This window comes from Proteus hauseri, from assembly GCF_040139125.1.
Taxonomy (GTDB): domain Bacteria; phylum Pseudomonadota; class Gammaproteobacteria; order Enterobacterales; family Enterobacteriaceae; genus Proteus; species Proteus hauseri_B.
Map to the genome: position 1 here is coordinate 186,373 of NZ_JBEEUB010000001.1, position 14,611 is coordinate 200,983.

Genomic DNA, 14,611 nt, shown 5'->3' on the forward strand with positions numbered 1-14,611 from the left:
AATCGTTTATAATAATAGTATTAATTTCTTTCATATTGGGGATGGATAATTCTTGATTTTCCAGCCTCAGAACAAAAATTTAATCGAAAGTAGAGAAGACTGGATGAAAATCGTTTCTTATAGTACTAAACATTATGACCAGAAACACATGGAATGGGTTAATCAGCATAATGGGTATCATTATGATATAGAATATTTTGATTTTAATTTAACAGAACAGACAGCAAAAAATGCCGTTGGTGCAGATGCTGTGTGTATTTTCGTCAACGATGATGCAAGTCGTCCTGTATTACAAGAGCTTGCTAGTTTAAATATTCGTACTCTTGCGCTACGTTGTGCTGGTTTTAATAATGTAGACCTTCAAGCTGCTGCTGAACTAGGTATAACCGTGGTACGTGTTCCTGCTTATTCGCCAGAGGCAATTGCAGAACATGCGGTTGGTATGATGCTTTCTTTAAATCGTCGCATTCATAGAGCATACCAACGTACTCGTGATGCTAATTTCTCGTTAGAGGGATTAACTGGCTTTAATATGCATAACCGTACTGCGGGTATTATTGGTACAGGTAAAATAGGTTTAGCCACACTGCGTATTTTAAAAGGATTTGGCATGAAATTGCTTGCCTTTGATCCTTACCCTAATCAAGCGGTTTTAGATTTAGGTGTAGAATATGTAGATTTAGCAACACTGTATGCCAATTCTCATGTCATTTCTTTGCACTGCCCATTAACTGCAGATAATCACCACCTTCTTAATGAATCCGCTTTTTCACAAATGAAAGATGGTGTGATGATTATCAATACCAGTCGAGGTGCTTTAATTGATTCTGCTGCAGCTATTAATGCATTAAAACAAGGCAAAATAGGCGCATTAGGTATGGACGTTTATGAAAATGAACGTGACCTATTTTTTGAAGATAAATCAAACGACGTTATTCAAGATGATATCTTCCGTCGTCTCTCTTCTTGTCATAATGTGTTATTTACTGGGCATCAGGCATTTTTAACTGAAGAAGCACTCATTAGTATTAGCGAAACAACCTTGCATAATATTAAAGAAGTCATCAGCGGTGCTGAGTGTATTAACCAGATAAAAGCTTAATAAAACGGTTAGTTTAGTTAAGATTAATGCCAAACTATTGGCATAAAGTCATTTTTAGCAAAATAAAAAATCCCCATTCATTTAAAGTTACTTATTATGAATGGGGATTTTTGTCTATTTTATCACGAACAACTATCTACTTTTATTCTTTATTTTGCTCAGTCGCTGTAGATTCAATAGCACCACGGGTATAGGTGTTTTGGATATCATCTTCTACTTTAAACTGTGCAACTAAGTTAGCGAGTTGATGTGCTTCATCATCCATATTGGCGGTAATGGCTGCTGACTCTTCAACTAATGCGGCATTTTGTTGAGTTACGGTATCCATTTCACTGACTGCCATTGCAATTTGGTTTATCCCCATGCTCTGTTCATTAGAAGCAAGGGCAATTTGCTGCATAAAATCATTCACCTGTGTAATGGTTGTTACGATTTCAGACATCGAACGACCCGCTTGAGCCACTTGTTGTGAACCGACTTGGACTTTATTAACAGAATGTGTGATTAATTCATTTATCTCTTTTGCCGCATCCGCACTTCGGCTAGCAAGATTTCGTACTTCAGCCGCAACAACGGTAAAACCGCGTCCTTGCTCGCCCGCTCTTGCTGCTTCTACAGCAGCGTTTAATGACAAAATATTGGTTTGGTTGGCAATACTATTAATAATGTCATTAATATCTGAAATTTTCTTCGCACTTTCAGAAATAGAAGACATTGTTTCTACTACGCTATCCATGACTGTTTCGCCATTTTGAGCTGAACTTGTCGCCGTTAATGCTAATTTACTGGCTTCACGCGAGTTGTCTGCATTTTTCTCAACCGTTGTTTTAATCTGTTCCATGCTGGCAACAGTTTCTTGTAAAGCACTCGCTTGTTCTTCTGTACGTGAAGAGAGATCGGTATTCCCTGTTGCTATCTCGCTAGCACTTACACTGATTGTATTCACTGCATTTTTGACTGAAGAGATCATATGACTTAATGAGTTTTTCATCTTATTCATTTCATTGAATAATTGTCCAAATTCATTAGTGCCGTGGTTATCAACACGCATACTCAGATCACCTTGGCTCATTTTACTGAAAATATTAATTAAAATTCTAATATTGCCAATAAAGCTGTGTGAGAACCAACGTAATATAAAGACAAATAAGATAATCACGATAACACCAGCAATTGTTGCCACAATCATCAGGCGTTGCTGTGAATTTTTTGCAATATCGATATAGTTACTTTCAATACGGTCAGCTAATGCATAATAAGTCATCGTGATTTCATTCAGTTCATCCATTTTGGCACTCGCTGAATGTGTACTTAATTCACCTTTACGCAGTCTATCAAGTGCACCACTGAAAATATCAAGCAGTTCATCAAATCGCTTTATCATATCATCAGTTAACTCACGCCCTTCTACCGTGAGTTTCTCAGCATCTGCCCAACGATGGATCTCTTCGCGTGTTACTTCAATATACTCGGCTGTTTGATGAAAATATTTTGCTGATGGTTTTTCATTAACTCTTAATTGTCCATCAAGTCCATTAATATTAGCTCTGATCACCGCCATCTGATAACGCGCTTTTCCCATAAGCAACATTTGCTGGCTTAAGTTGCTTGATGAAACAAAGTTATTATAAGAGCGACTAGAAGCATCATAACTAAAATAAATAATGCTCATAATAAGTGTGAATAAAATGGCCAGCATGACCTTTACGGTCTTTTCTATACTGATGTTCTTAAACATGGTCATATTCCATCAAAATATACAGGTTTGTTTTATCTGCACATTTGTAAGATATTGGAATACTCTCCAAGACAGAAAGAGTATTCCCTGGTGTAAATAAAATAAGGCTAAAAGTTATTCATTAGAATATAGAGACAGATTGAATACTGCCCACATCTATAATGTCGGTAATATTTACAAAAAACTTTAGGGCGCAGTGAAATATATTTTTTATTTATGAAATAAACACTTCATTTAACTTTCCAGCTAAAAATTAACTATATAATATCCTGCTACCTCTATGATTTTACTCATAAAAAGATAAGCCATTAATTATTTTTTAGTTTTAGCTCTTTTATTATTCAGTTTTAAATAAATACAATGATAGGTACAAACACCTAGTTAGGTTAATTATATTAACCATATTATTAGTTTTAAATCAAATGCCGTTTATTATTAATTTCCAAAAAAATAAGGTGATTTCTAATAATCACCCTATTCTCTTATTAATTTAGTTTTACTCTCTTATATTAAGAAAGTTTAATAACATTTAGTTTTAATAATTTTTCCGTCAGTTCAATAAGTCTTATCACATTCTCAAAGGTTTTTTTGGTTTTCAACTCAGTAAGCGTAAGCCATTGAAAAGAATTATTGGTTAATTTGCTATGCTGTAATGGGCGACAGAGATAAATCATATCAATATGGTAGTGGAACCCTTGTTTTTTATCATTGATGGGTTCTTTTAAAATGGCGAGGGGTTTAACTAATTCTACGGCATCGTCGTTAATCAAATTAAGTGCTAATTCAGGCTGATAGCAAAGACATTCACATTGTAATCCGGTTTCTTCTGTTATTTCTCTTAAGACTGCATTTTGCGGCTCTTCATTTTCTTCAACATGTCCACCCGGTGGTAACCAGTATCCTATTTTAGGATGAAAGTGAAATAAAAATTGTCCCTCTTGGTTAAATACAATGCCTGTAGCAGTAAAATGACTTTTTATATTGTTCAACTCCATTTTCTTGTTACCTTTTTTATTCTATTTATGACTATCTGAGCACGGTATTGCTTTACGCTATTTTTATTTATTGTCTTGATTTACACGATAAGATGCTTGCTTTATACCCGCTAAAAAATCGGCAAAAATAGCTTTAAAATCGTTACGTGCGTCTTCAGCCAATGCCGCTTTATTGTTCAAGTTAATCGAAATATGGGTAATAAAACCATAAATAAGATTAACAACAATGGCTGGTGAATAAGTACAAATTTCATTTTTTTCAAAGAGCGTATCTACACATGAATAAATTCTAGGGATAAAAATATTTGCATCTATTTCATCCCACTCTTTCCAACCTAGTACCGAAATAATATCTTGCAAAGGGATAAGCTCATTTTTATGTTGATAAATATGGTCAACACAAAGCGAAAAAATAGTATTTAACTCGGTCCACTTATCTTCATGAGAAGGAATTTGAGTTAATTTTTCAACAGCACACTGAACTTGCAACAAATAACACTCTTTTAATAATGCCTTTTTATTACTGAAGTGATGATAAAATGCACCTTTGGTAACTCTTGCATGCCGTGATATTTCATCGATGGAAATATCGTAATAGCCTTGATTTACAAATAAATATTGAGCAGCTTCGAGCAAGGCGGTGCGCGTTTGTTCTGAATTCTCTTGTTGCCGCGATTTTATTTTCATGATAAAACCCTTAAAACATACCATAAGTATGTAATAATATATGGGTATCAGTTTTGTGTAAACTGTACAAAATATTTTTCAGGAAATTATCATGTCATCTCAGTACAATGGGCTTATCCCTTCCAATTCTTTATCCTCATTTAATTTAGAAATTATCAAGGAATTACTTCTCTGGATTGAGGTGAATCTGGAAAAACCGTTGTTACTTGATGATGTTGCAATTAAGTCAGGCTACACAAAGTGGCATTTACAACGCGTATTTAAGCAAGCGACAGGATTAACGCTGGCTTCTTATATTCGTGGGCGTCGTCTTACCAAAGCAGCAACCGAATTACGTTTAACTAAGTTGCCAGTACTAACTATCGCACTTCGTTATCAGTTCGATTCTCAACAATCTTTTACTCGTCGCTTTAAAGCCATTTTTGGTGCAACGCCGACTGAATATCGAAAAATAGATATCTTATGTGGTGATAATTTTCAGCCACCGATAAACTTTGCGGTTAGCGATTTACCGATACCGAAAATAATGGATTTGTCAGAGAGCCATGTTTATGTAATGCAATATCAATACTTCTGTTCTATCGAGGATATTGGTAAATTACATGAAGATATTCGTCATCAATTTTGGAATGATTTTTTACTGTATACGGATAAAAACTTTACCGAAAGTACCGTACTTATCTCTTATCAACCTAACACTGAACGCAAAAATAAGATCCAGATTGATTATGAGATTGGTTTGCGTGATTTAACCCATTTTTCAAAATCAGGTGGGTTTAGGAAAAAAATAATTCCAGCTGGACGTTATGTAAGATTTCAGTTTAAAGGCACTTTAGAAGAATATAAGCAATTTGCGATGAAAATCTATTTTTATACTTTACCCGCTTTAGGTTTATGTCGCCGCTTAGGTGCTGATATTGAAAACTATGTCTGTATAGAAACGAATATTGATCTGATGGAATTACCAAAAACATTAGAGATTGACTATTATGTTCCTATACATTGATAACGGCTCTAAAGATACAAAACGTCTATTTAGGATAGATGTGCTTATATAGCCATATTCCATTATAGCAACATTAAATAGCCTGATATTTTCAGGCTATTTTTCTATTTTCTATAAATAAGGTAACCATGCGCATTTCATCGTTATTATTATTCTCGGCGCTACTAACTCAACCCGTTATGAGCTACGCTGATATTTCTACCCACCAATTAACACGTAAAGATGGCAGTGAAATTCACTATTACATCGATAAACGCGGTGAACAAAATAAAACCTTATTGGTACTTCTTCAAGGTTCAGACTGTAACAGCATTAAAGATAATACCTTTATTCAAGAAACTTTTGGTCAATGGCTGCCTGATAGCGATGTTCTAATGGTAGAAAAATATGGTATTACTGCCCAATTACCCTATCTCAAAAACTATGATCAGCGTAAAGATTGCCCTTTAGAGTACATGCTAAAAGATAATCCGACACAACGTACCGATGATTATTCAGCAGTGCTAGATAAATTATCGACAGATTATCCTAATGTCGTCTTAGTGGGTGGTAGTGAGGGAGCAACAATGGTTCATCTCATTATTGCACAACGCAAAGATATTAAAGCGGGTATAGCGTTAAATGGTGGTGGACGCTTTTTTATTGATGATGTTCTTTATAATATTCGCCATACAACCCCAGCAGAATACGTTAAAGAAGCCACTGAAAGTTTTCAGCAATTTGCTAATGCTGCAAAAAACAGTCAGATGGATGATGACCAAATAGTCAGTGAACATGGTAAATATTGGTGGCAGCAATTTTTATCGATAGATTTACAACAAGTGATTAAAAAGAACACTTATACTCCAACTTTAATTATTCAAACACTAAACGACATTAATGTCGATGTTGATGCCTTTTATCAATTAAACCGTAATATCCAACAACCTAATATTCAATTTATTAGCTACGATAAGTTAGATCATGGCTTTTATGGCGATGATGGATTGCATCATACCGATGAAATTATTAGTGCTATACAGCAGTGGTATACTAAACAAGCAAAATAATCTGGAATATAATCAAAGCTCGTAGTCATGATAAAGTATTGTTCAATTCTATAATAACAATGCTTTTTTCTTATTAATCGGAAAAAAGCATTGATACTCAGTACTTGCCAAATTTTTCAATATGCCTAACCTTAAAGGTAAGTACATTTATCCAATAACATTATCCAATGACTGATATAGCGCAGATATGTTAAAGCGTCATTTGGCTATAATGATAATAATTCTCTCTTCTAGGTTTAGGATAAGAATGGAAAGTAATAACTCGCTGTTACGTCTTGATAAAATCGGCTATCAAATAGATAACAAAACTATTCTTGATAATATTAGTTTTTCTCTACAACCGTCTGAATTTAAACTTATCACGGGTCCTTCGGGTTGTGGTAAAAGTACCTTGCTAAAAGTTATTTCATCACTGTTGTCACCAACGAGTGGTACGCTATTTTTTGAAAATAAAGATTATTTAACACTTTCACCAGAGTCCTATCGCCAGCAAGTCTCTTATTGCACTCAAACACCGATGCTATTTGGTAATACTGTTTATGATAACTTGCAATTCCCTTATTTTTTACGAAAAATCGCTGTCGATGAGAAAAAGATCACCTCCGATCTCGATTACTTTTGTTTACCAAATTCTATTGTAAAAAAAGGAATTAATGAATTATCCGGTGGTGAACGGCAACGTATTTCATTAATAAGAAATCTGCAATTTATGCCTAAAATCTTATTACTAGACGAAATTACCAGTGCTTTGGATGAAGATAATAAAACGAAGGTAAATGATATTGTTCATACTTATGTAAAAGAACAAAAACTTGCCGTTTTATGGGTAACACATGATCAGGGTGAAATTAAACATGCTGATGATGTTATCCACCTACCTTCACATGTTAGTGCCTAATTTCACCATTTAAAGATAATTTTTTAATTGTGAGTTAATGCTTTTTTACCCGTAATCCCTTTGTTATGAGCGAACATACTATTATGAACGAACATACGATAAGTAATGAATCTCTTATTTTCTCTCTCTTACTCGTGCTAGTCGCTATTTTTATTAGCCATAAAGAGAAGCTCTCTTTAGAGAAAGATATTATTTGGAGCACAGTCAGAGCAATTATCCAATTACTGATTGTTGGTTATGTGCTGACTTATATTTTTCATGTTGACCACTTTATTCTGACGTTTTTAATGGTGCTGTTTATCTGTTATAACGCTGCACACAATGCGAAAAAACGCAGTAAATATGTAAAAGATATCTTTATTATCTCTTTTACCGCAATTACCACTGGTGCACTTTTAACGTTAAGTATTTTATTATTAACAGGCTCAATTGCATTTACCCCCATTCAAATTATACCGATCACAGGTATGATTGCAGGTAATGCCATGATAGCGACAGGCCTTTGCTATAATAATTTAGGTCAGCGTTTTCAAAATCAGCAACAACAAATTCAAGAGATGTTAAGCTTGGGTGCAACACCTAAATTAGCGACGATGAGTATTATTCGCGATAGTATTAAATCATCGCTTATTCCAACCGTAGATGCAGCAAAAACAGTGGGTATTGTAAGTTTACCGGGTATGATGTCAGGGCTTATTTTTGCGGGTGTTGATCCATTACAGGCAGTTAAATATCAAATTATGGTCACCTTTATGTTAATGGCAACGGCAAGCCTTTCTACTATTATTGCCTGTTATTTAACCTATAAGAAATTCTTTAATCAGCGCCATCAGTTAATTGTGTTAAATAACTCGAATTAATAAGGATAGGTTTAACTATTAATGTAGATAAATATTGACCCTGTTCTACTCTAATTTTGAAAACAAAAAAGAAGCTTAGGCTTCTTTTTTGTTTATGTTGAGAGTGACTTAGATTCTCTAACCACGCCCTTTGGGGCGATTTAGAATATGATCTTCCCAATCTTCTACTTCGGTTTCTGGCACTGCAATATATCTTACAGAAATATTACTTTGGTGCAGTTTTGCTTTATTGCCCGCAATTAATGGGTGCCAATTAGCTAACGTTTTACCTTCTGCCAATAAACGATAAGCACAAGTCATTGGCAACCATTCAAATGTAGGTAAATTATGCCGAGTAAGCTTGATACAATCTGGCTCATAACGGAAACGATCTTCATAGTTACTGCATTGGCAGGTTTTAATATTTAACTGATTACAAGCCACGTTAGTAAAATAAATTTCATCAGTATCGTCATCCATTAACTTGTGTAAACAACATTGTCCACATCCGTCACACAGTGATTCCCACTCATCATCACTCATTTCATCTAATGTTTTAGTCTGCCAAAAAGCCTGTGTCATCTCTACGTTATTACCTTATTGCTCATCAAAACGAATTAAATAACCCGCGTTGTCAGCTGATGCTCATTAACACTTAATACCAACATATCACCTGATTCTAACGGACCAACACCTTCAGGTGTTCCCGTTAAAATAACATCACCAGGACGCAGGGTAAAAAAGCGAGACATATAGCTGATAAGGGGTAAAACTGGCGTTAGCATATCACGACTGTTACCCTGCTGACGAATTTCGTCATTTACACGCAGTGTTAAATCTGCATTTTGAGGATCGCCAAATGAGTTTACTGGGATAAAACCAGACAGTGGCGCAGAGCCATCAAATGCCTTACTTTTTTCCCAAGGTTGTCCCGCTTTTTTTAGTTTTGTTTGTAGATCACGTAAAGTAAGATCGAGACCAATACCAAAACCAGCAATAGCGCGATCGACACGATCTTCATTGGCTTGTTTAAGAGGCTGCCCAATTAATACCGCTAATTCAATTTCATGATGAACAGCACCCATCTCTTTTGGGATAGCAATAGGTTGGCGAATATCACACATTGCGGTTTCTGGCTTGATAAAAATAACCGGCTCTTCAGAACGCACTGAGCCCATCTCTTTAATATGGTTCGCATAGTTACTGCCTACACAAATCACTTTATTGACAGGAAAATCAAGCAACGCACCTTCCCAGTCTCTGTGTTGATACATAATATTTTCCTTATAGGTAAATTGCTGTGTTTTATTTCACTGCAAAAGCCGATTATTACTTTGTAGGCAGTGAATTTATTTTATTAGCAACGCCATCAGCCATTGTGACTATGCTAAGTGCAAAAAAGTAAGAACTGTTCCAATGCATAATAGTACGGAAGTTCTGTGTCACTAAATAGCTTCTGTGCATATCATCATCAGGAATAATTAACCAAACAGGCATGTCATCTCTTAGCTGACTATTAGCGGGCAACTGAACACCCAACGCTTTCCATTGCGCGACCGTTTTTTGTTGCTCTGCCTTAATACCTTCAAGTTGTTGGTTAAAATCTATCGATAAAGTAACCTGTTCACCCCATGGTAGTCCATTTTTCCAGCCTTCTGTTGCCAGATAATTTGCCGCAGAAGCAAAGGCATCTTCACGGCTATTCCAAATATCAATGGTACCGTTATTATCGCCATCAGCAGCATAAGTGAGGAAAGAGGATGGCATAAACTGTGTTTGTCCCATCGCGCCTGCCCATGAGCCTTTTAAACGCTGTCCTTGAGGCAAATGTCCACCTTCAATGATTTCAAGCGCAGCCATGAGTTGGCGACTAAATAGCTCTTCTCTGCGACCTTCAAATGCCAACGTGGCTAATGCAGAAATAACATCTTCTTTACCCTGCACTTTACCAAAGCCGCTTTCAAGTCCCCATAATGCAACTATATAGTTTGCAGGCACTCCATATTTACTACTAATACGATCTAAGGCTTCTTGATTAGCCTGATAGAGTTTAGCGCCCTCATTAATACGACCATTTGTCACAATACGAGGAAGATAAACATCAAGTGTGATTTTCTTTTCAGGTTGATTACGGTCTGATTTCACCACTCGTTCAATAAAGTGAATTTCAGAAAAAGCAAAATCAATCGTTTCTGCTTTATAACCTAATTGAGCGGCTTTTAATTTTAACGCCTCTACATAAGCAGGAAATTGTGCCGCTGTGCGAGACGCTTTAGGAAATGTTTGCTCAAGTGAGCTAACATTGATCTGTTTCCATCGTAAAGGTGCAGGTGTTTCAACTTTGGTTGTTTCACTGGGTAGCGCACTTTTTTCTACTTGCTTTTGCTGGCTATCTGCACACGCAGATAGCACAAAACCAGAAACAATTACGGCGATGAACGAATATTTGAACATTAAAGCTCCTTTTATCTCGATGATTTATTCAGTTTTTTCTGATTTTTTCAATTCATCTAAATAAGCATTCAACATACTTTCGACAGGGGGTGGTACTTGAAGATAAAATCCTTGATCAACTAATGCCAGTTTCACTTTTTCGATATCCGCATGCGCTAAACGCTGTCTATTCGCGAGGTTCAGCAACATTGCAAACTGAGGTTCGCCAAAACTTTGTAATAATTCATCTGGAATTCGAGAGAAATCATCTTTTTTTTCGATGTATAAATAAGTTTGATCACGCTTGGTACTACGGTAAATTGCACAAATCATTTTCATTAAACTCTAATTATTAAAATAAGCGACTTGCCTGAATATTTTAGTAAATATAACATGCTTATATACTTTCGTAATATCGTCTCTGGTTTTTTGTGCCAGATTATAAAAAATTTACTGAGTCAGATAGATGTCAAACACGCCCATTGAGTTAAAAGGCAGTAATTTTACCCTTTCGGTACTCCATTTAAATGATGGAACACCGAAGGTTATTCGTCAGGCTATTTCAGAAAAAATTGCTCAAGCGCCTCAATTTCTGAAAAACGCCCCTGTGGTTATTAATGTTTCTGCATTAGCAGATCAAAATATTGATTTTAAAAAACTGAGGCGAATTGTAGAAGATGCTGGCTTACGTGTCGTGGGTATTAGTGGCAGTTCAGATACTCAACAGAAAGAAGCGATAATTGCCGCACAGTTACCTATCTTAAATGAAGGTAAAATAGTAAAGCCTACGACTCAGGCAAATAACGATAAAACGAATGATGCACCCACTCAGGTGCGTCAGAAAACAAAAATCATCCATACACCAGTGCGTTCTGGTCAACGCATTTATGCTCAAAATAGTGACTTAGTGGTTATCAGCAATGTTAGTGCAGGTGCAGAATTAATTGCTGATGGCAATGTTCATATTTACGGCATATTACGTGGGCGCGTACTTGCTGGTGCATCAGGTGATAAAGAGAGCCAAATTTTTTGTACGCATTTATCTGCGGAACTTGTTTCTATTGCTGGTCAATATTGGCTAAGCGACCAAATTCCTGCCAATTTTGTTGGGAAATCAGTCCAACTCAGTTTGCAAGAGAATGAATTAACTATCGAGAACTTAATTTAGAGCATCGACAAGGAATCACTCCATGGCACGCATTATTGTTGTTACGTCAGGTAAAGGTGGGGTTGGTAAAACAACTTCCAGCGCGGCCATTTCTACCGGCCTCGCTCAAAAAGGTCATAAAACGGTTGTTATCGACTTTGATATAGGGCTACGTAACTTAGACCTTATCATGGGTTGTGAACGTAGAGTTGTTTATGACTTTGTTAATGTTATTCAGGGTGATGCGTCTTTAAATCAAGCCCTGATTAAAGATAAGCGCACTGAAAATCTGTTTATTCTGCCCGCTTCACAAACCAGAGACAAAGACGCACTTACTCGTGAAGGTGTAGAAAAAGTTCTAGATGAACTCGATGAAATGGGATTTGATTTTGTCATTTGTGATTCACCTGCTGGTATTGAGAGTGGCGCGTTGATGGCACTTTATTTTGCAGATGAAGCCGTTATTACAACAAACCCAGAAGTCTCCTCTGTGCGCGACTCAGACCGCATTTTGGGCATTCTAGCCTCTAAGTCACGCAGAGCAGAACGTGGCGAAGAGCCAATTAAAGAGCACCTTCTATTAACGCGCTATAATCCAGGACGTGTCAACCGGGGTGATATGCTAAGTATGGAAGACGTCCTTGAAATTCTATGCATTCCGCTGCTGGGTGTTATTCCAGAAGATCAATCCGTTTTACGTTCATCTAACCAAGGTGAGCCTGTTATTTTAGATAATGAGTCTGATGCAGGTAAAGCCTACTCAGATACCGTAAATCGTTTGTTAGGTGAAGAACATCCATTCCGTTTTATTGAAGAAGAGAAAAAAGGCTTTCTGAAACGCCTTTTTGGGGGGTAAAAGATGGCTTTACTAGATTTTTTCCTGTCGCGTAAAAAGTCGACAGCCAATATTGCCAAGGAACGTCTGCAAATTATTGTCGCAGAACGCCGCCGTGGTGATAGCGAGCCAGCTTATTTACCGGATATGAAAAGAGATTTATTAGGTGTTATCTGTAAATATGTACAGATAGACCCAGAGATGCTTTCTGTTCAATTTGAGCAAAAAGGTGATGATATCTCTGTATTAGAGCTAAATGTAACTTTACCTGAGAGTGAAGAGCCAACAAAGTAATTACATTTAATGCTCTATTTTACGCCATTACTCACAGAGCCAGCCATGAACTATAATTAATTTGATTGGCTCTGTGTTTAATTATATAGAGAAACAATATATCCGAATGGTCAAATAGCGTCATATCTCGTTGCTATTTTAATCATTGGTGATAAGTACAGGAGCATATTGCAATTAGAAGGTATTAAGATTTTTTTTATTATTACATTAATGAAAATCACCTATATTTTTTATAGGCGCCCTTTTTTACGCTAAAAACAGGTAAAAAATAAGAGCTCTATATATCGATACCTTTATATCAAAATAAGCTATCAATATAAGGAACTCTCTTTATCTATTGTGGCTATTTATTGCATTTTCTATAACGCTGAACAATAACAAAAACTCGTATTATGGATATTGCGCTAAAATTTCCCTGATTTTCTCTTCTAGTAACGCTTTTCGCCAACGAGAAAACAGTTCTGGCTCACCTTCTTTTATCTTCCAGTGAATATTTAACAGTTGGTTTATCTGTCTTCTAGATGCCAATAATTCAGGGTTATAACGCTCTCCTTCGCTTACACTTTGAATAACCGCTTTAATCTCTTTAAATGCTTTTTTGTAATGAGGTTGTTCAATTAAATTATGTACTGGCTCGGGGCAATCTTCATCGTTAACCTCTTTCGCCTTAATAACAAAATCAAGTAACCGACGACCATGACAACGAATTTCTTGCCCTGAAAGCGATAAAGCATCTAATTCAGCTAATGACGAAGGTAGATAGCGAGCAACAGACCATAGATGTTCTTCTCTAACAACAAAGTTTAATGCTAAGTCACGAGATCTCGCTTGGTTTAATCGCCATTGCGCTAGCATCTGTAAACAAGCAAGTTGTTGACCTCTTAATTGCCAAGCATTACCAATCTCTCGATAAGCGAGTTCTGGTTGTGTCGTTTCTTGACGGCGCTGTGCAATCATTTCACACTCATCACGAATGGCATCGAGATAGCCAGCCTCTTCTGCTTCTGCAACTAATTTTTCAGCCAATGGTAAAAGATAAAACACATCCGCACTGGCATATTGGCACTGCCTTTCTGTTAATGGACGCGCTAACCAATCTGTGCGTGATTCACTTTTATCTAACGCCACGTTCTCGTATTTCTCAACTAAAGTTGCAAAACCACAAGATATTGGAAGACCAAGAAATGCAGCAACAACTTGAGTATCAATCATTGGTGTTGGTACACACCCGAATTGATGAGAGAAAACTTCCAGATCTTCACTACCAGCATGAAGATATTTAACAATATCTGGGTTGTTTAATAGTTCAACAAAAGGTGCCCACTGCGTGATAGCAAGCGGATCAATAAGAGAGATCTGTTTACCATCATACATCTGGATAAGTCCCAAATGTGGGTAATAGGTACGTATGCGGACAAACTCTGTATCTAAGGCAATTTGTGAAACAGTGGAAGCAGCCTGACATGCGATGTTTAATGCAGTGTCTGTCGTAATCAATTGATAATTCAAAACAGGTTTCTCTTGTTTTTTATGTCTAATGACTTTTATGTAGTGACGAAAACGCCGGTATAAACCGGCGAATTCGTCA

16 protein-coding genes are annotated in these 14,611 nt (G+C 36.4%); 8 read left to right on the top strand and 8 right to left on the bottom strand.

Translation table 11 applies throughout. The annotated features are described in order from the left end of the window. Positions 1 to 103: 103 nt before the first annotated feature. The gene (locus tag ABN099_RS00800) at positions 104 to 1,102 is read left to right on the top strand and encodes a 2-hydroxyacid dehydrogenase (protein ID WP_349461784.1); all 999 of its coding nucleotides are present in this window, start codon (positions 104 to 106) and stop codon (positions 1,100 to 1,102) included. Positions 1,103 to 1,244: 142 nt separating this feature from the next. Here the strand turns inward: ABN099_RS00800 and ABN099_RS00805 are convergent, their stop codons facing one another. The 3 genes from ABN099_RS00805 to ABN099_RS00815 all read right to left on the bottom strand — a co-directional run bounded on the left by ABN099_RS00805 (position 1,245) and on the right by ABN099_RS00815 (position 4,522). Next, a complete protein-coding gene (locus tag ABN099_RS00805; protein ID WP_349461785.1) occupies positions 1,245 to 2,840 on the bottom strand; it encodes a methyl-accepting chemotaxis protein in 1,596 nt (531 codons plus the stop codon). A 509-nt stretch (positions 2,841 to 3,349) separates the two neighbouring features. After that, entirely contained in the window at positions 3,350 to 3,835 is a 486-nt protein-coding gene (locus tag ABN099_RS00810; RefSeq protein WP_349461786.1) for an NUDIX hydrolase, read from the bottom strand. A gap of 63 nt (positions 3,836 to 3,898) precedes the next feature. Further along, entirely contained in the window at positions 3,899 to 4,522 is a 624-nt protein-coding gene (locus tag ABN099_RS00815) for a TetR family transcriptional regulator (RefSeq protein WP_349461787.1), read from the bottom strand. A 91-nt stretch (positions 4,523 to 4,613) separates the two neighbouring features. Here ABN099_RS00815 and ABN099_RS00820 point away from each other — a divergent pair, with 91 nt between their 5' ends. The 4 genes from ABN099_RS00820 to fetB all read left to right on the top strand — a co-directional run bounded on the left by ABN099_RS00820 (position 4,614) and on the right by fetB (position 8,335). Continuing rightward, on the top strand, positions 4,614 to 5,528 hold the full coding sequence (locus tag ABN099_RS00820; protein WP_349461788.1) for a helix-turn-helix domain-containing protein: 915 nt from the start codon (positions 4,614 to 4,616) through the stop codon (positions 5,526 to 5,528). A 128-nt stretch (positions 5,529 to 5,656) separates the two neighbouring features. Further along, positions 5,657 to 6,577, top strand: coding sequence for an acyl-CoA thioester hydrolase/BAAT C-terminal domain-containing protein (locus ABN099_RS00825; protein WP_349461789.1), 921 nt, complete (start codon positions 5,657 to 5,659; stop codon positions 6,575 to 6,577). Positions 6,578 to 6,824: 247 nt separating this feature from the next. Next, positions 6,825 to 7,475 (top strand): iron efflux ABC transporter ATP-binding subunit FetA, encoded by a 651-nt coding sequence (fetA, locus tag ABN099_RS00830; RefSeq protein ID WP_349461790.1) that lies wholly within the window; start codon positions 6,825 to 6,827, stop codon positions 7,473 to 7,475. A gap of 83 nt (positions 7,476 to 7,558) precedes the next feature. Beyond that, positions 7,559 to 8,335, top strand: coding sequence for an iron efflux ABC transporter permease subunit FetB (gene fetB, locus ABN099_RS00835; RefSeq protein WP_349461791.1), 777 nt, complete (start codon positions 7,559 to 7,561; stop codon positions 8,333 to 8,335). A 117-nt stretch (positions 8,336 to 8,452) separates the two neighbouring features. Here the strand turns inward: fetB and ABN099_RS00840 are convergent, their stop codons facing one another. From ABN099_RS00840 to ABN099_RS00855, 4 genes are read right to left on the bottom strand one after another with little or no spacing between them, the layout of a single operon-like run. Continuing rightward, positions 8,453 to 8,896 (bottom strand): YcgN family cysteine cluster protein, encoded by a 444-nt coding sequence (locus tag ABN099_RS00840; RefSeq protein WP_349461792.1) that lies wholly within the window; start codon positions 8,894 to 8,896, stop codon positions 8,453 to 8,455. A gap of 35 nt (positions 8,897 to 8,931) precedes the next feature. Beyond that, positions 8,932 to 9,588 carry a fumarylacetoacetate hydrolase family protein gene (locus tag ABN099_RS00845; protein WP_064720011.1) on the bottom strand — a complete coding sequence of 219 codons (657 nt, stop codon included), beginning with the start codon at positions 9,586 to 9,588 and terminating at the stop codon, positions 8,932 to 8,934. A gap of 55 nt (positions 9,589 to 9,643) precedes the next feature. Next, entirely contained in the window at positions 9,644 to 10,768 is a 1,125-nt protein-coding gene (locus ABN099_RS00850; RefSeq protein WP_349461793.1) for a lytic murein transglycosylase, read from the bottom strand. Positions 10,769 to 10,792: 24 nt separating this feature from the next. Further along, a complete protein-coding gene (locus tag ABN099_RS00855; protein WP_349462227.1) occupies positions 10,793 to 11,080 on the bottom strand; it encodes a YcgL domain-containing protein in 288 nt (95 codons plus the stop codon). A 133-nt stretch (positions 11,081 to 11,213) separates the two neighbouring features. On the opposite strand from ABN099_RS00855, the gene minC reads away from it, so the two are divergent. Genes minC through minE form a run of 3 tightly spaced genes read left to right on the top strand, consistent with a single transcriptional unit; the run spans position 11,214 to position 13,023 of the window. After that, entirely contained in the window at positions 11,214 to 11,915 is a 702-nt protein-coding gene (gene minC, locus ABN099_RS00860; RefSeq protein ID WP_349461794.1) for a septum site-determining protein MinC, read from the top strand. A 22-nt stretch (positions 11,916 to 11,937) separates the two neighbouring features. Continuing rightward, positions 11,938 to 12,750, top strand: coding sequence for a septum site-determining protein MinD (gene minD / locus ABN099_RS00865; RefSeq protein ID WP_349461795.1), 813 nt, complete (start codon positions 11,938 to 11,940; stop codon positions 12,748 to 12,750). 3 nt (positions 12,751 to 12,753) lie between these two features. Next, positions 12,754 to 13,023 (top strand): cell division topological specificity factor MinE, encoded by a 270-nt coding sequence (gene minE / locus ABN099_RS00870; RefSeq protein ID WP_023582089.1) that lies wholly within the window; start codon positions 12,754 to 12,756, stop codon positions 13,021 to 13,023. A 390-nt stretch (positions 13,024 to 13,413) separates the two neighbouring features. On the opposite strand, the gene rnd is transcribed toward minE, so the two are convergent. Next, positions 13,414 to 14,532: a ribonuclease D gene (gene rnd / locus ABN099_RS00875; RefSeq protein WP_349461796.1), complete on the bottom strand. Its 1,119-nt coding sequence runs from the start codon at positions 14,530 to 14,532 to the stop codon at positions 13,414 to 13,416. Between the last annotated feature and the right edge of the window lie 79 nt (positions 14,533 to 14,611).